Below are 21998 nucleotides of genomic sequence, written 5' to 3' on the forward strand. Positions count from 1 at the left end.
GAGCAGGACCGGAGCGAGGGCATGCCGAGCCTAGGCGAGGCACCGAACGAAAGGGGCAAGAGCCCTTTGGTTACTTTGGGGCTTTTCCAAAGTGACTCGCCGTAAGGGCGAAACCAATAGCCGCCGTTACCCCAACAACGGATATACACCCAATCAAAAAATGAGCCCCCCACAGTATCCGTTTACAATGCCCACACCTCCCGCACCGGCCGCCCCATGGACATCGACCTCGCCCGCACCTTTCTGGAAATCGTCCGCCACGGCAGCCTCGCCGCGGCCGCTGAAAAACTCCACGTCACCCAGACCGCGATCACCGCACGCGTGCAGAAACTCGAAAGCCAACTGGGCAGCACACTGTTCGTGCGCAACCGCGCCGGTGCCCGTCTGACTCCGAACGGCGAAGCATTTGTGGTGTACGCCAATCAACTGGTCGAAACCTGGGACGCCGCGCGACGGGACTTGCCACTGCCTGAGGGTTACCACGACGTATTGCACATCGGTGGCGAAGTCAGCCTGTGCAACCCGCTGATGCTCAGCTGGGCCGGTGAGCTGCGGGAGAAGATTCCCAGCCACGCGCTGCGCATGGAGATCCGCGACGGCGAAAACCTGCTGCGCCAACTGGAACTGGGGGTGTTGGACGCGGCGCTGGTCTACCAGCCGGAGTACTGGCCACGCCTGCAAGTCGAACAGGTGCTGGAGGAAAAACTGGTCCTCGTGCGGTTTCCCGGTAAACCCGATCCCTATGTCTACATCGACTGGGGCCCGGATTTCCGTCGCCAGCACGATGCGGCTCTACCGGAAAAAGCCAAGGCGGCCCTGAGCTTCAACCTCGGCCCGCTGGGCTTGCAATACATCCTTGAAAACGGCGGCAGTGGCTATTTCCGTACCCGCGTGGTGCAGAGTTATCTGGAAAGCGGCGTACTGGAACAGGTGCCCAAGGCCCCGGAATTCAGCTACCCGACTTATCTGGTCTATTCCCGCGACCGCGACTCGGCGACCCTGCAACGGGCCTTCGACCTGCTGCGTCAAGTCATCCAGTCCGATGAAGACTGGTCGCAGCGCTGGAACCCGCTGACCTGAGTCCGCTTTACACCGGATCATGGCGTTTGTGTCCTCAAGCTTCGGTCCGCCTTGCACGGCGGGATCGTCTAATCTGCTGGGACAACAATAACCACAGGTGACCGCAGTGAGGCAGACCACCGAGGCTTTTCGCAACCGCTATCGCGCTGACATTCATCCCCTCTACAACCCCTGGTTGCACGGTGCCTTTGTGCTGCTGTTCGGTTTGCTGGCCATCGGATTGTTCTGGAGCACCGTGCACCAGGTGCAACCGCTGGAATGGCTGGCGGTGCCGCTGACGTTATTGTTCTTCAACTTTGGCGTGTACATGGTGCATCGCCACCTGGGGCATCACAAAAAGAGCTTCGCGCGGATGTTCTATGCCCGTCACGCCGGTGACCATCACAGCTTCTTTGCGCCCGGGCACATGACCTACGACAGTGCCCGTGACTGGCGGGTAATCCTGTTTCCGGCGTGGCTGATCGTGCTGCACACGCTCGTCATTACCCTGCCCGTCTGGTGGCTGCTTGAGCAGTTCGATGCCAACGTCGCCGGGCTTTTCGGTGGCTGCCTGGTCCTTGGTTACCTGACTTATGAAGTGTTTCATGCCTGCGAGCACCTGCCGCCCGAGAACCCGGTCACACGCTTGCCGTGGATCCGCCAGATGCGCCGTCTGCATGAGCTGCATCACCGTCGCGAGTTGATGCAGGAACGCAACTTCAACATCGTTTTTCCGCTGATGGACTACCTGTTCGGCACGCTCTATTGGGAGCCCGAGCCGACCTACCTGACGAGAGCGCCCATGACCAGCATGCAGCATCAGATCAACATTGCCGGCAACCCGATTGACGTGCTCGCCTACGCCAGCACCGTGACCCGTTGGCCCGAATGGCACCCGTCGTCGCTCAAGGTCGATGGTCCGGGCGGCTCGCTGCATGCCGGGACGCGGTTCGAGGAAGACATCCGCGCCGGCGGGCGCGAGGGGCATCTGAGCTGGGTGGTCGACGAGTACCTGCCCGGTCGCCGCTGGATCGCGCGGGCTCATGGTGACAACGGACTGTCGCTGGTGGTGACTTACGAATGCACGGCCGAGGGCGATGGCACACGGTTTGTCCGTACCCTGGACTATCAGTTCAGCGGCCTGGCAATGCGCATCGCCAATCGACTGTTGCTCAAACGGCGCATTGACCATGAGTCGGCGGCATCGATGCAAGCCTTGCGCGAAATGGCTCACAAACACCTGGCCACCGCAGGAGCCAACGCGTGAGTCGAACCGTCAAGTTTCGCCATGTCGTGTTGCTGGTGATCGTGGCCATCGCAGCCTTTCTGCTGCTGATGCCGACCAAGGTGCAACCGGTGGCCTGGACTCCGCCGCCGGCACCGTCCCTCACCAGCGGCCCCTACGCCGACAATCAACGCCTCAAAGGTGTGGAGCGTGTCGGCGCGGCGGATATCGACGGGCCGGAAGCGTTGCTGCTGGAGAACAATGCGCTCATTACGGGCCTGCATGACGGCCGTCTGATCCGCACCAGCCTCGACGGCGAAGCCACCAAGGTGCTGGCCGATACCGGCGGCCGACCGCTGGGCCTGGCGCGTCACCCCAATGGTTTGCTGGTGATCGCCGACGGGATCAAGGGCTTGCTGTCGCTGGACGCCCAGGGTCGCTTGATTCCATTGACCACAGAGGCCAACAGCGTGCCCTTCGGCTTCACTGATGACGTGGTCATCGACAAGTCGGGGCACTACGCCTATTTCAGCGATGCTTCCAGCCGCTTCGGCTATGGCAGCGATGGCGACGCGATCATCGAGCATGGCGGCGACGGTCGCTTGCTGCGTTATGACTTCCAGACCGGTAAAACCACGGTCCTGCTGGATAAGCTGGAGTTTGCCAACGGCGTGACGCTGGGCCCGGACGATGCCTTTGTGCTGGTGAACGAGACCGGCGCCTATCGCATCAGCCGTTACTGGCTGAGCGGCCCCAAGGCTGGCACCCACGATCTGTTTATCGACAACTTGCCGGGCTTGCCGGACAACCTGGCGTTCAATGGCCGGGACCGTTTCTGGGTGGCGCTGTATGCACCGCGCAACGCCCTGCTCGATGCCACGGCGCCGCATCCCTTCGTGCGCAAGATGATTGTGCGGGCGATGACGGTCCTGCCCAAACCCATAGAGAAACGCGGGTTTGTCCTGGGACTGGATCTGGAGGGAAAGGTGATCGCCAATCTGCAGGATGGCAGCAGCGGCAACTACTCACCGATCACCACGGCGCGTGAATATGGGGAGTGGTTGTATTTCGGCTCGTTGAAGGCCAGACACATGGTGCGATTGCCGCTCGCCACCGCGTTGCCCCAAGCACCCAATTAACCTGTAGGAGCCGGCTTGCTGCGGGCGGCGCTCCGACGATAGCGGTGTGTCATCGAACGCTATTGGTGGATGACACACCGCTATCGCCAGCAAGCTGGCTCCTACAGGTTCGGTGTCGTTCAAAAGTTAACGGGGATCCATTTCGCTATGGGGTTCTGCGTTGTCGGTTTCCTTTCGGGAGCGACACGTCAGGACGGGACCTGAAGCTGTTGGACGATCTTCTCCTTGACCTGAAAGCGCTTCTCCTTGAGCTTCTTCACTGAGTCATCGCTGGACTTGGCCTGCTCTGCCTTCACCACTTCGGCATCCGCCTGCGAATACTTGTTGATCAGTGAATCCAGTAACGGATCCTTGGTGCGTTTTTGCTGGATATCTTCCTTTGAAAGTTTCAAATCCTGATAAAGGTCGTGTGGCACCGGCATGGAACACCTCCGTTTGTTGATCGGCAGCAAACGCGATCGATTGCGTTCACCAACTATCAGAATGGCCTCGGTTGGCGGGTTCTGTCGACCGCCTATCAGACCAGCGGTGTCCGTTCGTCGTCCTGGCGCTACGTATTGAGGGTTCTGGCGAGGAACGGCGCGGTCCGGCTTTTTTTGCTGCTGGCGACTTTCTGCGGCGCGCCCGCCACCACAATCTTGCCACCCTGATCCCCGGCCCCCGGCCCGATGTCGATCACCCAGTCACTTTGGGCTACCACGCGCATTTCATGTTCGACGACGATCACCGTGTGCCCCGCCGTCACCAGCGTGTTCAACTGTTCGAGCAAGCGATCGACATCCCGCGGGTGCAACCCGGTGGTGGGTTCGTCAAGCACGTAAAGCGTTGCCCCGCGCTGGTTGCGTTGCAGTTCGGTGGCCAGTTTGATGCGCTGGGCTTCGCCGCCCGACAACTCGGTCGCCGGTTGGCCGAGCCGCAGGTAACCCAGGCCGATATCGCGCAGCACTTCCAGTGAGCGGCGAATACCCGATTGCTCGGCAAACACTTCGACCGCTTCATCCACCGTCAATTGCAATACCTGCGCAATGCTCAAACCCTGCCAGGTAATCGCCAGCGTCTCGGGGTTGTAACGGGCGCCGTGGCAAGTCGGGCATGGTGCGTAGACGCTGGGCATGAACAGCAATTCGACGCTGACAAAACCCTCGCCTTCGCAGGTCGGGCAGCGACCCTTGGCGACGTTGAAGGAGAACTGACCGGCGTCGTAGCCCTTGGCTTGCGCCTCGGGCGTGGCGGCGTAGAGTTTGCGCACGTTGTCGAACAGCCCGGTGTAAGTCGCCAGGTTAGAGCGCGGCGTGCGGCCGATGGGTTTCTGATCGACTTGCACCAGCCGCTTGATCGACTCCAGCCCTGCGCTGACCTGACCGCCACTGACTTGCGGTGCATCGTCCTCAAGGCTCAACTCTTCTGCCTCGCTGTCACTGGCGGCGCGCCCGAGATGCGCGCCCACCAGTTCCAGCAACGCCTGACTGACCAGGCTTGATTTACCGGAACCCGAGACGCCGGTCACCGAGGTGAAACAACCCAGCGGAAACTCGACACTGAGGTTATTCAGGTTGTTGCGAGTGATGCCTTCCAGCCGTAGCCAATCGGCCGGCTTGCGGCTGGCTCGCGGCAGCCTGACCTGATCGGCGAACAGGTAGGCGCGGGTCTGCGAGTGCGTCACGTCGGCCAGGCCCTGCGGTGGGCCGCTGTACAGAATCCGGCCGCCATGCTCGCCCGCCGCCGGCCCGACATCGATCAGCCAGTCGGCGCGGCGCATGGTTTCCAGATCATGCTCGACCACAAACAGCGTGTTGCCCGCAGTTTTCAAACGTTGCAGGGCTTCGAACAGCGCCTCGCCATCCGCCGGGTGCAGACCGGCCGACGGTTCGTCCAGCACGTAAATCACCCCGAACAACTGCGAACCCAATTGCGTCGCCAGACGCAGGCGCTGCAACTCGCCGGACGACAACGTCGGCGTGCTGCGCTCCAGTGCCAGGTAACCGAGCCCCAGGTCCGTCAACGTGCTGACCCGCTCCAGCAAATCCTGGGCGATGCGTTGCGCGGCCAGGCGTTTTTCCACCGACAGGTTCGGCGTGTGGCGCACATCCGGCGCATGGGCGTGACCACTGGCGCCGTGGGCCACTCGCTGCTCACGGGCTTCGCGGGTCTGCTCGTGGGTCAAGACCTCGCCTGCCTCATCGGCCTGGTCGAGGTAACTGTGCGCCGCCACGGGTTTCAATACGTCGGCCACTTGCAGCAACGGCATTTGCGCCAACTCGCCGATGTCGTAGCCGGCAAAGGTCACCGACAACGCCTCGCGTTTCAGGCGTTTGCCGTCGCACAGCGGGCAAGGGCTGCCGAGCATGAATTGCGAGACGCGCTTCTTCATCAGTGCACTTTGCGAATGGGTGAACGTGTGCAGGATGTAGCGCCGGGCACCGGTGAAGGTGCCCTGGTAACTTGGCTCCATGTTGCGCTTGAGCGCGACTTTGGTTTCTTCGGGTGTGAGCCCGGCATACACCGGAACGGTCGGGGTTTCTTCGGTGAAAAGAATCCAGTCGCGGAGCTTTTTCGGCAGGTCGCGCCAGGGTTTATCGACGTCGTAGCCCATGGTCACGAGGATGTCCCGCAGGTTCTGTCCTTGCCACGCCGTGGGCCAGGAAGCGACCGCGCGCTGGCGAATGGTCAGGCTCGGGTCCGGGACCATCAGCGCTTCGGTGACTTCATAGACCCGGCCCAAACCATGACATTCAGGGCAGGCGCCCTGGGGCGTGTTCGGTGAAAAGTCCTCGGCGTAGAGCATCGGTTGCCCCGGCGGATAGCTGCCGGCGCGCGAATACAGCATGCGGATCAGGCTCGACAACGTGGTCACGCTGCCCACCGAAGACCGCGTGCTCGGCGTGCCCCGTTGTTGTTGCAAGGCGACCGCTGGCGGCAGGCCTTCGATGGAGTCGACATCCGGCACACCGACCTGGTCGATCAGACGCCGCGCATACGGCGCCACGGATTCGAAATAACGGCGTTGCGCTTCGGCGTACAGGGTCGAAAACGCCAGGGATGACTTCCCGGAACCGGAGACGCCGGTGAACACCACCAGCGCATCACGGGGGATATCGACGTCGATGTTCTTGAGGTTGTGTTCACGGGCCCCGCGTACCCTGACCATGCCGGAAGGAGGATTGGAGGTGCGTTTGGAGGTCATCAGGTGGCCTTAAAAAAAATTGCAGAACAACACTCAACCCCTGTGGGAGCGAGCCTGCTCGCGATTGCGCCGGGTCAGTCAACATAAATGTTGAATGTCAGATCGCAATCGCGAGCAGGCTCGCTCCCACAGGGAATGTGTTCAACCGTTTAATACTGTGCGGACCATTCGGGTCAGTGCCTCGGGACCATAGGGTTTGCTCAGCAAAAAGGTATCGGGGCTGAGCTGGTGATTGCGCGAAATAATGTCACGAGTGTGGCCGGACGTGAACAGTACGGCCACCGGTGGCGTTTGCACTTTGGCCCAGGCGGCAAGGTCCGAGCTTTTGATCAGGCCGGGCATGACCACGTCGGTGAAAATCAGCTGAACCACCACGCCATCGAGCAACATCTGCATGGCGGCATCACCGTTGGCGGCGGTCAGGACCTGATAGCCCTCCTCGCTCAATAATTCCACCGCCGACGCGCGCACCGCTTCATTGTCCTCGACCACCAAAATGGTTTCATGCCCACCGCGTTGCTGCGTGTCATGGGTCGCTGTTTCACTGAGCAACGGGCGCAGGCTGCGCGGAAAATACAACTGCACGCGCGTGCCCTGCCCCTCGACGCTGGACATCTCGATGTGCCCGTCACTCTGTTTGACGAAACCGAACACCATGCTCAACCCCAACCCCGTACCCTGACCATCGGCCTTGGTGGTGAAAAACGGTTCAAACGCTTGCGCGAGCACTTGCGGTGGCATACCAAGGCCGGTATCCGCGACGGCGACGCGCACGTAATCGCCAGGCGAAATACCTTTGCCCGCGCAAAACTTGCGGTCGAGGGTAACGTTCTCGGCGCTCAACTCGATGGTGCCTTCGCCCGCCATGGCGTCACGGGCATTGATCGCGAGATTGAGAATGGCGTTTTCCAGCTGGTTGCGATCAACGTTGATGTGCCAGGACGCTTGAGGCAGCCGCACATCGATCTGGATGGTTTCGCCCAACGCCCGTTGCAGCAGCTCGCCCAGGCCTTCGAAGATCTGTCGTGGGTCGCAGACCGCCGGCGACAGCGGCTGACGACGGGCGAAAGCGAGCAATTGCGAAGACAGTTTCGCGCCCCGCTCCACCGCCGCAATCGACGCAGAGACTCGACGCTGCACGTTGGCATTGTCCGGTTCATGCCGCGCCAGCAGGTGCAGGTTGCCGGCGATCACTTGCAGCAGGTTATTGAAGTCATGGGCCACGCCCCCCGTGAGACCGCCGATGGCTTCGAGCTTCTGCGACTGACGCAGTTGCTCTTCCGCCGCCAGCCGCGCTTCGACTTCGTCGGCGACACGCTGTTCCAGGTTTCGGGTGAATTTGAGCAGGGACTCTTCGGCGGTCTTGCGTTCGTGGATGTCGATCAATACGCCGGGAAAGCGGAACGGCTCACCCTGCTCATCGAATTCGCAGCAACCGCTGGCCTGCACCCACAGGTAACTGCCGTCGGGACGCAGGACCCGATATTCGGCGTTGAAAGGTTCACCGGTGGTGATGGATTGATTGACTTGCTCATTGACCCAACTGCGGTCGTCGGGATGAATCCGCGCTTCGGCGAATTCCGTTGGCAGGTTGCCCAGGTCATGCTCGGCCGGGAAGGAAAAGGTTCGGGCAAAGCGTTCATCGCCGGAGAGCCGATTGCCTTTGATGTCCCAGACGAACGAGCCGAGCAAGGCACCGGCGTTCAACGCCAGGCGCACCCGTTCATTGTCGGCGTGATAGGCGTCTTCGGCCTCCTGGCGCCGGCGTTCGGAGATCACATGCTCCGTGGTTTCGACCACCATCGCCATGACCCCGGCCGGCGTCCCCTCGTCATTCGCCACCGGGCTGTAATAGAGGTCCAGCCAGACGTTTTCGGGGACGCCGTCGCGCAACAGCACCAGCTCTTTGTTGCGATAGGACAACGTGCCGCCCGCCAGGCAAGTGTCGACTACGTGACGATTGAATTCGGCGACTTCCGGCCAGCCCAGCTCCACCGGAGAGCCCAACAGATAAGGATGTCGGCCACCGGCGAACGACGAGTACGCATCGTTATAGATCATGTAGCCGGGGCGGCCCCAGAGCATCACCATCGGCAGCGGCGACGCGAGCAGCAATTGCACCGCGCTGCACAGGCTGGCGGGCCAGGTCTCCAGGCTTCCCAGTTCGGTGCGACTCCAGTCGAACGCACGGATGCGTCCGGCCATTTCACCGTTCCATCCAGCACACCCGTGGCTATCGTCTAGAAACTGCATCGACTGGCTCTGTGTCCTGTGATTGGCGCCCGTTTGTTTCGAGCACTGCGGATGCCAATGGTTTCATAGAGGTTAGCTGATTCTCGCGGTCCCCTCAGGGACCGGGAATCTGCGGCTGCTACAAATCCCTGTGGGAGCGAGCCTGCTCGCGATGAGGCCATAACAGTCAGCATCCTCGTTGCATGTTATGCCGTCATCGCGAGCAGGCTCGCTCCCACAGGGACCAAGTCAGGTTTGAGTTTTGTGATCAAACCTCAATCAGGTGTTTGAGCGGGTGGTATCCGGTCTTCAACGTGGCGGCGACGTCCAGGATCGCCTTCTCGATGCCGTTCAAATGGATGCAGGTCAGTTCGATGGCGGCGCTCTGGTTGCCGGCCTCGATGTACTCGATCAGGCGCAGGTGCTCATCGTCGCGGCAGGCTTCGTGGCTGTCGTCGTCCAGCGCGGCGGCGTACAGCGAGGCGCGGGATATCAGTTTGCGGAACCAGTCCAGCAACACCGGGTTGTTCAGGCTTTGCGCGAGTTTGATGTGGAACTCGCCGAGCAGATGGATCAGCCGTTCATGGTCGCCGTTGCGGTGCGCTTCATCCTCGAGCAACAGGTGATCGCGCAGGTCCCGGGTCACGGCGGTGTCACGACGCCGGCAGAGCTCGGTGACGATGCCGATCTCGATCAGGCGTCGCGTTTCAAACAGCGAACGGATCTCTTCATCGCTGGGCAACGACACCGATGCACCCTTATTGGGCTCGGTCGTCACCAATCCATCCGCCTCCAATTGCTTGAGCGCGGCACGAACCGACGTTCGGCTGACATTAAAAAGTTCGGCCAGCGAAGTCTCCCCAAGCTTCATGCCAGGACGCAACGAACGCTTGCTGATCGCCTCGTAAACCCCTTGGTAGACGCGGTCGACCGTGGTCTCGAGTTTCTTCTCGGTCATCTCAACACTCCTTTAGCGCTAAACAACCGGCCCCAGGCGATGAGCAGCCTTTGAAAAAGGGGGTTGCACGAGCAGATTAATCCGGTTATTTGTAGATTGCATCCAGATATTGCATACAATAATTAGAGGATTGCACCATTATGGGTCAACCAATAGCTATCGAAGTGCGTAACGTCTCCAAGCGGTATTCCGACGATCCGGGGCTGGCTCCAGCCCTCGACAACGTGTCAGTCGACATTGCCGACAACGAATTCTTCACCCTGCTCGGCCCGTCCGGCTGTGGCAAAACCACCCTGCTGCGCACCATCGCCGGTTTCGAACACGTCAGCGATGGCGAGATCCGTCTCGCCGGCGAACCGGTCAACGACCTGCCGCCGTTCAAGCGCCGGGTCAATACCGTCTTCCAGAGCTATGCGCTGTTTCCACACATGAGCGTCGCGCAGAATATCGCCTTCGGGCTCGAGATGCAGGGCCTTGATCACAAGGTTATTCCTCGGCGCGTCGATGAAATGCTGGCGCTGGTGCAAATGCAACACCTGGCCAGGCGCAAACCCGCCGAGTTGTCCGGTGGCCAGCAACAACGCGTGGCTCTGGCGCGCGCCCTGGCGCCAAAACCGAAAGTGTTGTTGCTCGACGAACCCCTGTCGGCGCTCGACCTCAAGCTGCGTAAAGAGATGCAGGTCGAACTCAAGCGCGTGCAGAAGGAAGCCGGGATCACCTTCATTTTCGTCACCCACGATCAGGAAGAAGCCCTGACCCTGTCTGACCGCATTGCCGTGATGTCCGCCGGCAAGATCCTGCAGATAGGCACCCCCAACGATATTTACGAACGGCCGCAGCATCAGTTCGTCGCCCAGTTCATCGGCGACATCAATTTCCTGCCCGGTCATCTCAAACGCGGCCAACAGAACGAAAAGCTCTTCGTGCCCAGCGGCATGCCGGTGGAGATCCCCTGCCCGGCCCAGGGTTTCGACGGCAACAACGTGCAACTGGCGTTCCGCCCGGAGCGCTCGCAACTGGTCGACGTCGGGCAGCCTCATCACCTGCGCGGCGTGATCGAAGCGGTGTTGTATGTCGGCACCGCGACGCTTTATCAGTGCCGCTTGAACAACGACATCAAGGTCATGTTGCGCGAGAACAACGAAGGCCTGAACCGTGGCCGAATGGTCGGTGATCGTGTCGCGGTCAATCTGCCGCCCCACGCCTGCCTGCTGATGGAGGCCTGAGATGAGCGTCAGCAGCACTTCCCCCGCTCTCAACCGCGCGCTGTTGCTCAGCCCGGTGGTTCTGACTTTGCTGGCACTGATCGCAATTCCGCTGGGCATCATGGGCTACATCAGCCTGTTGCCGCGCAACGTCTACGGCGGCGTCGACTGGCAAGCCAACTGGCAATTGCAAAGCTACGTGCAGCTGTTTTTCCAGGAAGGATTCGACGGTGAACTGGAGCTGAACTGGGTCTATGCCCAAGCCTTGTTGCGCTCGGTGTTCCAGGCCGGCGGCACGACGTTGTTGTGTTTCCTGTTCGGCTTCCCGGTGGCGTTGTGGATGTCGAGCCTGACCCCGCGCCGGCGCAACCTCATGGTCTTGCTGATCACCATTCCGTTCTGGACCAACCTGCTGATCCGCAACTACGCGTGGCTGATCATCCTGCGTGAACACGGTTGGGTCGCGCAGAGCCTCAACACGCTGTTCCCGCAGGCGGGCGGCATCACCCTGCTCTACAACGACTTCGCCGTCAGCGTCGGGCTGGTTTATAGCTTCCTGCCGTTCATGATTTTGCCGATCTATTCGACCCTGGAAAAACTCGACTGGCGCCTGGTGGAAGCGGCCTACGACCTGGGCGCCAACCGCTGGCACGCGTTGAAGCGAATCATCCTGCCGCTGTCGATGCCCGGCGTGATTGCCGGCGCGCTGCTGGTGTTCGTGCCGAGCCTCGGCGCCTTCATCACCCCGGCGATTCTCGGCGGCGGCAAGACGCTGATGATCGGCAACCTGATCCAGCAACAGTTCGGCACCGCGCGCAACTGGCCGCTGGGCAGTTCGCTGTCGTTCCTGTTGCTGGGGATTCTGCTGCTGTCGCTGGTGGGTTACGCCCTCTATAGCCGCAGCGCCGCCAAAACTCTACGTCGGGGAGCCACCGCATGATCGCCCTGCACCTGAAAAAACTGCCGCTGACCCGCGAAGTCAGCCTGCTGATCCTCGCGTACCTGTACGTACCGATCTTCGTGCTGATCGCCTACAGCTTCAACGCCAACCGCTCGGCGACGGTGTGGACCGAGTTTTCGTTCGCCTGGTACGGGCGGATTCTGGCCAACCCGTCGATCCAGACCGCAGCGCTGAACTCGATCATCGTCGCCAGCATCGCCACGGTCTGCGCCACGGCCATTGCGCTGCTCGCGGCGCTGGCGACTTACCGGCCGTTCTACGGGCAGAAAATGGTCGAGGGCGGGATCAACCTGCCGCTGATCCTGCCGGAGATCGTCACCGCTGTTGCCACCCTGCTGCTGTTCATGGCGCTGGGGATCAAGCTCGGTTTGCTGACGGTGATTGTCGCGCACGTCGGCTTCTGCATTCCCTTCGCGTACCTGCCGATTCGCGCGCGGCTCAATGATCTCGACAAAAGCCTGCTGGAGGCGGCGAACGATTTGTACGCCAACCCGTGGCAGGTGTTTCGCCGGGTGACGTTACCGCTGTTGTGGCCGGCGGTTTTGTCCGGTTCGGTGCTGGCGTTCGTGGTCAGCCTCGACGATTTCATCATGACGTTCTTTGTCGCCGGGCCGGGTTCGACGACCTTGCCGGTGTACATCTTCTCGGCGATCAAGGCCGGCGTGACGCCGGAGATCAACGCGATCTCGACCCTGATGCTGGTGATTTCCATCGTGCTGGTGGTGCTGGCCTTCTGGCTGGGACAGCGCGGCAAAAACCAATAAATCCTGGAGCGCACAAAAACATGAAAATGAAAAAACTGTGTTTCGCCGTCACCGGTCTGGCCCTGAGTTGCTTCACGGCGTTCGGCGCACAGGCCGCCGAGCCCAAGGAGTTGTTCTTCTACAACTGGACCGATTACTACCCGGTGGACCTGCTGGCCAAATTCGAAAAGGAGACCGGCATCAAGGTCACCATGGACGGCTACGACAGCAACGAAACCCTGCTCGCCAAGTTGCAGGCCGGTGGTGCAGCGTATGACGTGATCGTGCCGTCGCAGTCGATCATGCGCACGCTGATCAATCAGAACCTGCTGCTGGAAATCGACGCATCGACCCTGCCCAATTTCCAGCACGTCAAACCGGCGTTCCGCGACCCGAGCTTCGACCCCGGTCGCAAGTTCTCGGCGCCGTACCTGTGGGGCACCACCGGGTTCTCCTATGACAGCGCACGCGTGCCGGGCGGCAAACTGGACGATTCGTGGAAGGAGTTCTTCGAGCCACGCAAGGAACTGCAAGGCCAACTCGCCGCGCTCGACACCTCCAGCAGCGTGATCAACGCCGCCAGCCATTATCTCAACGTCGACGAATGCAGCGAAAACCCGCAGGACGCCAAGCGCATTCTGGAACTGCTGCAAAAGCAGAAACCGTTCCTGAAGATGTACAGCTCGGACAACACCGTCGACCGCATGGCCTCTGGTGAAGTGATCATGATGCAGAACTGGAACGGCTCCACCGCCCGGGCCACGTTGCAGAAGAGCAGCATCAAGTACGTGTATCCGCGTGAAGGCCTGGCGATGTTCCAGGACAACTTCGCCGTACCGAAAAGCGCCCCGCACCCCGGCAACGCGAAGATCTTCATCGACTGGATGATGAAACCGGAAAACGCCGCCGCCGTGTCCAATGCGATCGCTTACGCCAACGGCATTCAGAGCGACAAGCTGATCGACGCCAAGTGGCGGGTGATGGATGCGATCAACATGCCCGACGAGTTCGCCTCGCGCCTGCGCCCTGAGAAAGAGTGCAGCAACAAGGCGCGTGAGCTGCAGGACCGGATCTGGTCGAAGCTCAAGGGCTGATTGCTCGGCTTGAGACCGAGTTGCGGCCTTCGCGGGCAAGCCTCGCTCCTACAAGAGCAGCGCAGGACCTGTAGGAGCGAGGCTTGCCCGCGAAGAGGCCCGCCCAAAAACCACAAAACTCGAGGTTTGAAATGAATCACCCCCGCTGGCTGCGCAACGTGCGGCCCTACGGTTCCACCGCCGAAGACCTGCTGATCGAAAACGGCCTGTTCAAACAACGTCGCCCGGCATCGTCCGCACCACTGACCGCCACCGACATCGACGGCCAGAACCAGCTCCTCAGCCCGGCCCTGGTGGAAAGCCACGTCCACCTCGACAAAACCCTCTGGGGCCAACCCTGGCGCCCGAACAGCGCCGGGCCGACGCTCAAGGACTACATCGCCAACGAGCGCCGCGTGCTGCGTGAAGTTCAGAGCCCCATCGCCGAACGTGCCGGCGCCCTGCTGGAAAACTGCATCGCCCGTGGTTCGCTGACCATGCGTTGCCACGTCGACATCGACCCGGATTTCGGCCTGCGTCATGTCGAAGCCATGCAACAACTGCGCGAACGCTACCGCGACCTGATCGACCTGCAACTGGTGGTATTCCCGCAAACCGGCCTGATCAGCCGCCCGGGCACCGCCGAGCTGATGCGCGAGGCCATGGCCCTGGGCGTGGAAAACGTCGGGGGGCTCGACCCGTGCGGCATCGACAACGACCCCGTCGCCCAACTGGATTTCGTGTTCAAACTGGCCAGCGAATTCGACCGTGGTGTCGATATTCACCTGCACGACAAAGGTGAACTGGGCCTGTGGCAAATCGCGCTGATCGCCGATTACACCGAGCATTTCGGGCGCCATGGCCGAGTGATGATCAGCCACGCCTATTGCCTCGGGATGTTGCCCTGGAGCCAGGTCAAACCCGTGGCCGAGCGCTTGGCGGCGTTGGGCATTTCGTTGATGAGTTCGGCACCGGCCGATTGTGCGGTGCCGCCGTTCCTGGCGTTGCGCGAGGCCGGGGTGAACGTGTGCCTGGGTTCGGACGGCATCCGCGACGCCTGGTCGCCCATGGGTAACGGCGACATGCTGGAACGGGCGATGCTGCTGGCGTTCCGTTTCGACTTGAACAAGGACGAGGAACTGGCGGCGGCGTTTGCAGCGGCGACGGTGAATGGTGCGCTGGCGTTGGGCTGCGAGGATTATGGCGTGGAGCTCGGTCAACCGGCGGACTTCCTGTTGATGCCGGTGCAGACGCTGGGTGAAGCCGTGGTGTCGCGGCCGCTGCGACAGGTCTATCGGCGCGGCGAGCTGATTGCCGCGGGTGGTCGACTGCTGGAAAGCCGGTTGTGAAGCGCATCGCCCTGAAAAGCAGCTGCGTGGTCGGCTTCGACGGCACGCAGCATGTGCTGTGGCGCGACGGCGAAGTGGTGTTCGAGGGCTCGCGCATTGTGTTTGTCGGGCGTGGTTATTCGGGGCCGGTGGATCAATGGGTCGATTACGGCAACGCGCTGATCGGTCCCGGCTTCATCGATCTGGATGCACTCGGTGACCTCGATTCCACGGTGCTGACGCTGGACAACGGCGATGAACGCGACATGGGGCGGATGTGGTCCGAGGACTATCTGGCGGCAGGTCCGCGGGAGAGTTACAGCGCGGATGAAGAGGTTTTCAAATACCGCTACGCCTTCACGCAACTGATCCGTAATGGCATCACCACCGCCATGCCGATCACCTCAATGTATTACCGCGAGTGGGCCGAGACCTACGACGAATTTGCTGCGGTGGCCGGCGTGGCGGCCGAGCTGGGACTGCGGACTTACCTCGGGCCCTGCTACATGAGTGGCATGAGTTATTGGCGCGCCGATGGCCGCCTCGGGCATCACTGGGATGAAGCGCGGGGCCTGGCCGGGCTCGACTCTGCGGCCCGTTTTTTCCAGGATTTCGACGGTGCACATGACGGTTTGATTCGCGGCGCGCTGCTGCCGGATCGCATCCAGACCTGCACCCCGGCGCTGTTGCAACGCACTGCCGCACTGAGTCGCGAGCTGAATGCGCCGATGCGCTTGCATTGCTGTCAGGGGCTCGGCGAAGTGGCGATGGTCGAGCAGTTGCGGGGCGTTTCGCCGCTGGCCTGGCTGGAGCAGTTGAACCTGCTGACCCCGCGCAGCCTGCTGCCCCACGGCATTTACACCCAGGGTGATGCAGACCTGCAACGGCTGGTGGATGGCGGCGCGAACCTGGTGCATTGCCCGGTGGTGTTTGCCCGGGACGGCGAAGCGCTGAACTCGTTCGGACGCTATCGGGCCAAGGGCATCAACTTTGCGCTGGGCACCGACACCTGGCCGGCGGACCTGCTGGAGAACATGCGTCAGGGGTTGAACATCGCTCGCTTGATGGAGGGCGGCAGTTCACTGACCAGTGCCCTGGATTTTTACAACGCGGCCACGCTCGGGGGCGCCAAGGCATTGGGGCGTGACGACATCGGTCGTCTGGCACCGGGAGCCAAGGCCGACATCACGGTATTCAGCCTTCGCGGCCTGCACCTCGGGCCGCTGTTCGACCCCTTGAAAAACCTGGTGCTGGCCGGACGCGGTGACGACTGCATCGCCAGCTACATCGATGGCCGCTGCGTGATGCAGGACGGACAGGTTCAAGGTGTCGACTACCCCGCCCTGCAACGCCAAGCCCAACGACAATTCGAAACACTGATGCGCAGCCACAGCGACCGGGCCTTCGGCCGACCGGACTGGAAAAGCCTGTTCAAACCGGCCATCCCGTTCGCCGATGACTACAGCGCACAGGCACCGCTGAGTGCGATTGATCCCCTTCCTTAGAGATTTCTGCCCATGCAAAGCTTCGACTTCAGCACCCTCAGTGCGCGGGACAAATACAAGATTCTGATCGGCAGCGTAGTGCCTCGGCCCATCGCGCTGGTCACCACGATTGATGGCGAAGGACGGATCAACGCCGCGCCGTTCAGCTTCTTCAATGCGCTGTCCGCCGACCCGCCGATCCTCGCACTGGGCGTGGAAAACTATGGGGACCAGAGCCCCAAGGACACCACGCGCAATATCCAGCTCAATCAGGAATTCACCGTCAATATCGTCAGTGATGCGCTGGTGGAAGCGATGAATGTCTGCGCCGTGCCTTTCGCTCCCGGGTTCGACGAACTGACCGCCGCCGGACTCACTGCGATTCCCGGCACCACGGTCAAATGCCCGCGGATCGGCGAGGCGCCCGTGGCGCTGGAATGCCGACGGATGATGGCACTGTCCATCGGGCAGTCGCGGGAGATCATCTTCGGCGAAGTGCTGATGGCGCATGTGCGGGATGAACTGATCGACCCGAAAACCCTGTACATCGATCAGCTCGGGCTTGATGCGATCGGGCGAATGGGTGGGCATGGGTATGCGCGTACGCGGGATTATTTCGATTTGCCGACCCGGTCGTTGCAGGCGTGGACGGATGCGCCGGGTGGTGGCGAGCGGTTTTGGCCAGAGGCTAAATAATCAGAAAGTCACCACAACCTGTAGGAGCCGGCTTGCTGGCGAAGCGGTGGTGGCAGTAATGACGCCATCGCCGGCAAGCCGGCTCCTACAGGTTCGGTGTTGTGCGAAATATTAACGGCATACCCACAATCATGTAGGAGCCAGCTTGCTGGCGAAGCGGTGGTGGCCGTGATGACGCCATCGCCGGCAAGCCGGCTCCTACAGGTGTGATTACTTCAGTGGAAATCCCGGCTGCGTACGTTGATGCCATCCAGTAGCGGACTCAGGTCGCTCAAGCGTCCGGCAATCAAATGCCGCACCTCGCCTTCCTTCTCCCAGCGCCCGTCGACCTTGAGCAACTGCGAGCCGACCAACACCTGCCGTTGCCGGTCGGCCAGGTCGCGCCAGACCACCACGTTGACGTTGCCGAACTCGTCTTCGAGGGTGACGAAAGTCACGCCACTGGCGGTGCCCGGACGCTGCCGACCGGTCACCAGCCCGGCGACGCTGACCGGGCGGCCATGCTCGACGTCCAGCAACTCCCGCGAACTGCGACAGCGCCGGGCTTTCAACTCACCCCGCAACAAGGCCAGTGGATGCGGGCCGAGGGTGGTGCCGAGACTGTTGTAATCCGCCAGCAGGTCTTCGCCCACCGTGGGTTTGGGCAATGCCACCGCGTCCTCTTCCTGGCTCGGCAAACCGGCGAACAAGCCCAATTGCTTCTGCACCCCCGCCACTTCCCAGCGTGCTCGATGACGATCACCGGCCAGCCCACGCAACGCGCCGGCATCGGCCAGTTGCTCCTGCGCACGGGCATCGAGCCGCGCCCGTTCGCCGAGGTCGGCGATGTCGATAAACGCCCCCTTGGACCTCGCGGCTTCGATACGCCGCGCATCGTCTTCGCGAAAACCCTTGATCATCCGCAGCCCCATGCGAATCGCCGGCTGCGCACCGATGACGGGTTCGAGGCTGCAATCCCAGTCGCTGGCGCGCACGTCCACCGGGCGGATCTGCAAATGATGCCGGCGCGCATCCTGCAGAATCTGGTCCGGGCTGTAGAAACCCATGGGCCAGCTGTTGATCAGCGCACAGGCGAAGGCCGCCGGTTCGTGGCATTTCAACCAGCAACTGGCATAGGTCAGCAAGGCAAAACTGGCGGCGTGGGACTCGGGGAATCCGTAGCTGCCGAAGCCTTTGATCTGCTCGAAAATCTGCGCGGCGAATTCGGGTGTGTAGCCGTTTTTCTTCATTCCGGCGGCCAGGCGATCCTTGTGTGGTTCCAGTCCGCCATGGCGTTTCCAGGCGGCCATGGAACGGCGCAATTGATCGGCTTCACCGGGGCTGTAGTCGGCAGCAACGATGGCGATCTGCATCACCTGCTCCTGGAACAGCGGTACGCCGAGCGTGCGCTTGAGTACCGCTTCCAGTTCTGGAGACGGGTAAGTCTCGGGCTCCTGTTTGTTCCGCCGTCGCAGGTACGGATGCACCATGCCACCCTGGATCGGCCCCGGCCTGACGATCGCCACTTCGATCACCAGGTCATAAAACTTCCGGGGTTTAAGCCTCGGCAGCATCGACATCTGCGCCCGGGACTCGATCTGGAACACGCCAATGGTGTCCGCATGACCAATCATGTCGTAGGTTTGCGGGTCTTCGGACGGGATCGTCGCCAGGCTTAAATCAAGGTTGCGGTGCCGTCGCAGCAGATCAAAGCAGCGGCGGATGGCGCTGAGCATGCCCAACGCAAGAATATCGACCTTGAGCAAACCGACCGCGTCCAGATCGTCCTTGTCCCACTGGATGATGGTGCGCTCGGCCATGGCGGCGTTTTCCACCGGCACCAGACTGTCCAGCGGCTGTTCGGAAATGACGAAACCGCCCGGGTGCTGGGACAGGTGCCGGGGAAAACCGATCAGTTGCCCGGTCAGGCTCAGCACCCGGCGCAACACCGGGCTCTCGGGATCGAAACCGCCTTCACGCAGGCGCTCCACCGGTGGTGTTTCATCACTCCAGTGGCCGCAGCAATCGGCCAGGGCATTGATCTGGTCCGGCGGCAAACCCAACGCCTTGGCCACATCGCGTACCGCGCCGGCCGCGTGGTAGGTGCTGACCACCGCCGTCAACGCCGCACGGGTCCGGCCATAACGCTGGAACACGTACTGCAAGACTTCTTCGCGTCGCTCGTGCTCGAAATCGACGTCGATGTCCGGCGGCTCGTTGCGCTCTTTGGAGAGAAAGCGCTCGAACAACAGCGTGGTGCGATCCGGATCGATTTCCGTGATTCCCAAGGCATAACACACCGCCGAGTTGGCGGCTGAACCACGGCCCTGACAGAGAATTTTTTGCTCACGAGCAAACCGGACGATGTCGTGAACCGTCAGGAAGTAACTTTCGTAGCCCAGTTCGGCAATCAGCTCCAGTTCCTTGTCGATCTGTTTGAGCACCTTGGCTTGCGGGCCTTTTGGCCAGCGCCATGTGATCCCCTCTTCGGTCAAATGACGCAACCAGGACGAGGCCGTCTGGCCTTCGGGCACCAGTTCGCGGGGATACTGATATCGCAACTGGCCAAGGTCAAAGGTGCAACGCCGGGCGATGGTCAAGGTTTCATCGAGCAATGCTTGCGGGTAGATCGATTGCAACATGTCGAGGCTGCGCAGATGCCGTTCGCCGTTGGGGTGCAGGCGCAACCCGGCCTCGGCCACCGGCAGGTGATGACGGATTGCGGTCATGGTGTCCTGCAAGGCGCGCCGCCCACGCGTGTGCATGTGCACATCGCCGCTGGCCACTGCCGGGATTCGCAGCTCCCTTGCCAACGTCATCAACGCACTCAATCGCCGGATATCGTCCTGGCCGCGATGTAACTGGACCGCCAGCCACAGGCGCTCGGCGAAGGCTTGCTTCAGCCAGTGACCGGTTTGAAAATCATCCGGCGCATCCGGCACCCACAACGCCAACAGCCCCGGCAAAGGCGCGCTGAAATCCTCCCGCAACACCTGATACCGGCCTTTCTGCGAGCGACGCCGCGCCCGGGTAATCAGCCGGCACAGGTTTTGGTAGCCCTCAAGGCTCTCCACCAGCAGCACCAGTTTCGGACCGTTCTCGATGCGCACTTCGCTGCCGATGATCAGTGGCAGCTCCACGGATTTGGCCGCTTGCCAGGCGCGGACAATGCCCGCCAGCGTGCATTCGTCGGTGATCGACAGCGCCTGATAGCCCAGTTTTTTCGCCCGCTGAAAAAGTTCGAGGGCACTGGAGGCGCCACGCTGGAAACTGAAGTTCGACAGGCAGTGCAGCTCGGCATAATCAATGCTCATGCGAACCACCCCTGCAACCACAACGGGCCGCCCTCACCGACCGTACGATAGGCCCAGCCCTGTTGGCCGGAACGGGTTTCGACCAAGTAGTAGTCGCGGCGCACGTCGGCGCCGTCCCACCAACCGGACTCGATGCGCTCCGGCCCCATGAGGATGCGCGTCGAACCTTCGTGTACCGCTTGCGGCTCCGTCAGCAACCAGCCCGGACGCTGCACGCCAGGCATCACCGCGCAGCGCTGGCTCTCGGCACTGGCCTGCCACGCGCACTCCGGCCGGTGATCGGCCTGGAACCGCAAGCCCTGCACCGCGTCATCCCCCAGCCGCGCGCGCAAGCGTTCGCGCAGTTGCTCCCAGGGCAAGGACTGCTGCGGGCGATCATCGAACAGTTCCTGGTACTGCGGAACGAAGGCCGGCAAGTCTTCGGCGCGCAAACGAAAACCGCGCACCGGCGCCTCGACCTGAACCTGTTCCAGCCGCCCTCGGGCCAGTTCGAAGAGCATCGCCGGATCGCGCTCGGCGCTGAGCAGGCCGACCTTGATCACGCTGTCCGGCAAGCCGGCATGTTCCAGGTGCAGGTCAAAACGCTGCACACCGCTGTCGCGGCCGCACAGGAACGCCGACAGATCGCCGGTCAGCCGGCGTAACGGAAACAGCAGCGCCTGATGGGATTGCACGTCGAAATTGAGTTCGATGCGCACATCGAAGCGGTCCGGCGGCAGGTAGAACGCCAGCGCCAGCCGTCGTTCGCCAGACAGCGCGTCCAGATGCTTGAGCACCTGGGCCTCGAAACGCCGCGCCAGACTCTGTCGCGGTAACGCCTGCACCTGGCTCAAGGTGCGCAACCCCATGCGCGACAACGCCGTGGCCACCGCTGGCTCCAGAGCGATCCGGTCGACAGGCAATTGCCCCAGATGATGCTGCAAGGCTTGAGCGTCCGGCACCACCAGACCGTCATACGCATTGGCCAATACCCGCGCCGCCACCGGGTTCGGCGCGGCAACAATCCGATGACGAAAGCCCAGTTCGCCGAGTTCGGTGCGCAAGCGCGCTTCGAATTGCGGCCAGTCGCCAAACAATCCCAGGCTGGACTCGATTTCAAACACCACCGCACGTGGGTAATGCACGCTGACCTGGGAGCTGAAGCGGTAGGCCCAAGCCGCGAGAAACTGCTGCCAGTGCTCGATCTCGGCGGCGTCGTACTCCGCCGTGACAAAGTCTTTGCTCAAGGCCTGCGCGGCGGTCATCGACATGCCGGGGCGCAAGCCCAGCGCCCGCGCCGAAGCGTTGACCGCCTGCAACACCCGACGCTGCGCCGGACCGGTCAGCAGCGCCAGCGGCTCATCGGGATCGGGGCGCTGACGCAGTACCGCGTCCAGCGCCAATTGCGGGAAGAGAATGCACACCCAGCGCATGGCAAC

At 61.9% G+C, this 21998-nt stretch carries 16 protein-coding genes; 10 read left to right on the plus strand and 6 right to left on the minus strand.

Going from position 1 to position 21998, the window contains the following annotated elements; genetic code table 11:
- Positions 1-216: 216 nt before the first annotated feature.
- The 3 genes from KGB25_RS19770 to KGB25_RS19780 all read left to right on the plus strand — a co-directional run bounded on the left by KGB25_RS19770 (position 217) and on the right by KGB25_RS19780 (position 3423).
- Positions 217-1080 carry a LysR family transcriptional regulator gene (locus KGB25_RS19770; RefSeq protein ID WP_008031541.1) on the plus strand — a complete coding sequence of 288 codons (864 nt, stop codon included), beginning with the start codon at positions 217-219 and terminating at the stop codon, positions 1078-1080.
- A gap of 106 nt (positions 1081-1186) precedes the next feature.
- Entirely contained in the window at positions 1187-2326 is a 1140-nt protein-coding gene (locus KGB25_RS19775; RefSeq protein ID WP_223436344.1) for an SRPBCC family protein, read from the plus strand.
- Complete coding sequence (locus KGB25_RS19780) at positions 2323-3423, plus strand: SMP-30/gluconolactonase/LRE family protein (protein WP_223436347.1); 1101 nt, start codon at positions 2323-2325, stop codon at positions 3421-3423. The genes KGB25_RS19775 and KGB25_RS19780 overlap by 4 nt, the downstream gene beginning before the upstream one ends.
- Before the next feature lie 188 nt (positions 3424-3611).
- On the opposite strand, the gene KGB25_RS19785 is transcribed toward KGB25_RS19780, so the two are convergent.
- The 4 genes from KGB25_RS19785 to KGB25_RS19800 form a co-directional block, all read right to left on the minus strand.
- Positions 3612-3845: a hypothetical protein gene (locus KGB25_RS19785; protein WP_008031536.1), complete on the minus strand. Its 234-nt coding sequence runs from the start codon at positions 3843-3845 to the stop codon at positions 3612-3614.
- Positions 3846-3973: 128 nt separating this feature from the next.
- Positions 3974-6607 carry an excinuclease ABC subunit UvrA gene (locus tag KGB25_RS19790; RefSeq protein WP_223436348.1) on the minus strand — a complete coding sequence of 878 codons (2634 nt, stop codon included), beginning with the start codon at positions 6605-6607 and terminating at the stop codon, positions 3974-3976.
- Positions 6608-6748: 141 nt separating this feature from the next.
- Positions 6749-8812, minus strand: a complete 2064-nt coding sequence (locus tag KGB25_RS19795; protein WP_223436350.1) for a PAS domain-containing sensor histidine kinase — start codon at positions 8810-8812, stop codon at positions 6749-6751.
- 295 nt (positions 8813-9107) lie between these two features.
- Positions 9108-9797: a GntR family transcriptional regulator gene (locus KGB25_RS19800; RefSeq protein WP_008031530.1), complete on the minus strand. Its 690-nt coding sequence runs from the start codon at positions 9795-9797 to the stop codon at positions 9108-9110.
- A 140-nt stretch (positions 9798-9937) separates the two neighbouring features.
- Here KGB25_RS19800 and KGB25_RS19805 point away from each other — a divergent pair, with 140 nt between their 5' ends.
- The 7 genes from KGB25_RS19805 (at position 9938) to KGB25_RS19835 (ending at position 17287) form a co-directional block, all read left to right on the plus strand.
- Complete coding sequence (locus tag KGB25_RS19805; protein ID WP_223436352.1) at positions 9938-11023, plus strand: ABC transporter ATP-binding protein; 1086 nt, start codon at positions 9938-9940, stop codon at positions 11021-11023.
- A gap of 1 nt (position 11024) precedes the next feature.
- The gene (locus KGB25_RS19810; RefSeq protein WP_008042584.1) at positions 11025-11942 is read left to right on the plus strand and encodes an ABC transporter permease; all 918 of its coding nucleotides are present in this window, start codon (positions 11025-11027) and stop codon (positions 11940-11942) included.
- Positions 11939-12727: an ABC transporter permease gene (locus KGB25_RS19815; RefSeq protein WP_008031524.1), complete on the plus strand. Its 789-nt coding sequence runs from the start codon at positions 11939-11941 to the stop codon at positions 12725-12727. The genes KGB25_RS19810 and KGB25_RS19815 overlap by 4 nt, the downstream gene beginning before the upstream one ends.
- Before the next feature lie 20 nt (positions 12728-12747).
- Positions 12748-13800: an extracellular solute-binding protein gene (locus KGB25_RS19820; protein WP_223436354.1), complete on the plus strand. Its 1053-nt coding sequence runs from the start codon at positions 12748-12750 to the stop codon at positions 13798-13800.
- Positions 13801-13931: 131 nt separating this feature from the next.
- On the plus strand, positions 13932-15128 hold the full coding sequence (locus tag KGB25_RS19825; protein WP_223436356.1) for an amidohydrolase family protein: 1197 nt from the start codon (positions 13932-13934) through the stop codon (positions 15126-15128).
- On the plus strand, positions 15125-16612 hold the full coding sequence (locus tag KGB25_RS19830) for an amidohydrolase family protein (protein WP_207286602.1): 1488 nt from the start codon (positions 15125-15127) through the stop codon (positions 16610-16612). The genes KGB25_RS19825 and KGB25_RS19830 overlap by 4 nt, the downstream gene beginning before the upstream one ends.
- Before the next feature lie 12 nt (positions 16613-16624).
- The gene (locus tag KGB25_RS19835) at positions 16625-17287 is read left to right on the plus strand and encodes a flavin reductase family protein (RefSeq protein ID WP_008031517.1); all 663 of its coding nucleotides are present in this window, start codon (positions 16625-16627) and stop codon (positions 17285-17287) included.
- A 215-nt stretch (positions 17288-17502) separates the two neighbouring features.
- On the opposite strand, the gene KGB25_RS19840 is transcribed toward KGB25_RS19835, so the two are convergent.
- Both KGB25_RS19840 and KGB25_RS19845 read right to left on the minus strand, forming a co-directional pair.
- Positions 17503-20601: an error-prone DNA polymerase gene (locus KGB25_RS19840; protein ID WP_223436358.1), complete on the minus strand. Its 3099-nt coding sequence runs from the start codon at positions 20599-20601 to the stop codon at positions 17503-17505.
- Entirely contained in the window at positions 20577-21992 is a 1416-nt protein-coding gene (locus KGB25_RS19845; RefSeq protein ID WP_223436360.1) for a Y-family DNA polymerase, read from the minus strand. Before KGB25_RS19845 ends, KGB25_RS19840 begins: the two co-directional genes overlap by 25 nt.
- Positions 21993-21998: the final 6 nt, after the last annotated feature.

The sequence above is a fragment of the Pseudomonas sp. BF-RE-21 genome, from assembly GCF_019947305.1.
Lineage (GTDB): Bacteria > Pseudomonadota > Gammaproteobacteria > Pseudomonadales > Pseudomonadaceae > Aquipseudomonas > Aquipseudomonas migulae.

What these genes read in the sequence shown, in the direction of transcription:
- KGB25_RS19770 (WP_008031541.1), top strand. Translation starts at nt 217, where the DNA reads ATGGACATCGACCTCGCCCGCACCTTTCTGGAAATCGTCCGCCACGGC.
- KGB25_RS19785 (WP_008031536.1), bottom strand. Translation starts at nt 3,845, where the DNA reads ATGCCGGTGCCACACGACCTTTATCAGGATTTGAAACTTTCAAAGGAA.
- KGB25_RS19790 (WP_223436348.1), bottom strand. Translation starts at nt 6,607, where the DNA reads ATGACCTCCAAACGCACCTCCAATCCTCCTTCCGGCATGGTCAGGGTA.
- KGB25_RS19795 (WP_223436350.1), bottom strand. Translation starts at nt 8,812, where the DNA reads ATGGCCGGACGCATCCGTGCGTTCGACTGGAGTCGCACCGAACTGGGA.
- KGB25_RS19800 (WP_008031530.1), bottom strand. Translation starts at nt 9,797, where the DNA reads ATGACCGAGAAGAAACTCGAGACCACGGTCGACCGCGTCTACCAAGGG.
- KGB25_RS19805 (WP_223436352.1), top strand. Translation starts at nt 9,938, where the DNA reads ATGGGTCAACCAATAGCTATCGAAGTGCGTAACGTCTCCAAGCGGTAT.
- KGB25_RS19810 (WP_008042584.1), top strand. Translation starts at nt 11,025, where the DNA reads ATGAGCGTCAGCAGCACTTCCCCCGCTCTCAACCGCGCGCTGTTGCTC.
- KGB25_RS19815 (WP_008031524.1), top strand. Translation starts at nt 11,939, where the DNA reads ATGATCGCCCTGCACCTGAAAAAACTGCCGCTGACCCGCGAAGTCAGC.
- KGB25_RS19820 (WP_223436354.1), top strand. Translation starts at nt 12,748, where the DNA reads ATGAAAATGAAAAAACTGTGTTTCGCCGTCACCGGTCTGGCCCTGAGT.
- KGB25_RS19825 (WP_223436356.1), top strand. Translation starts at nt 13,932, where the DNA reads ATGAATCACCCCCGCTGGCTGCGCAACGTGCGGCCCTACGGTTCCACC.
- KGB25_RS19835 (WP_008031517.1), top strand. Translation starts at nt 16,625, where the DNA reads ATGCAAAGCTTCGACTTCAGCACCCTCAGTGCGCGGGACAAATACAAG.
- KGB25_RS19845 (WP_223436360.1), bottom strand. Translation starts at nt 21,992, where the DNA reads ATGCGCTGGGTGTGCATTCTCTTCCCGCAATTGGCGCTGGACGCGGTA.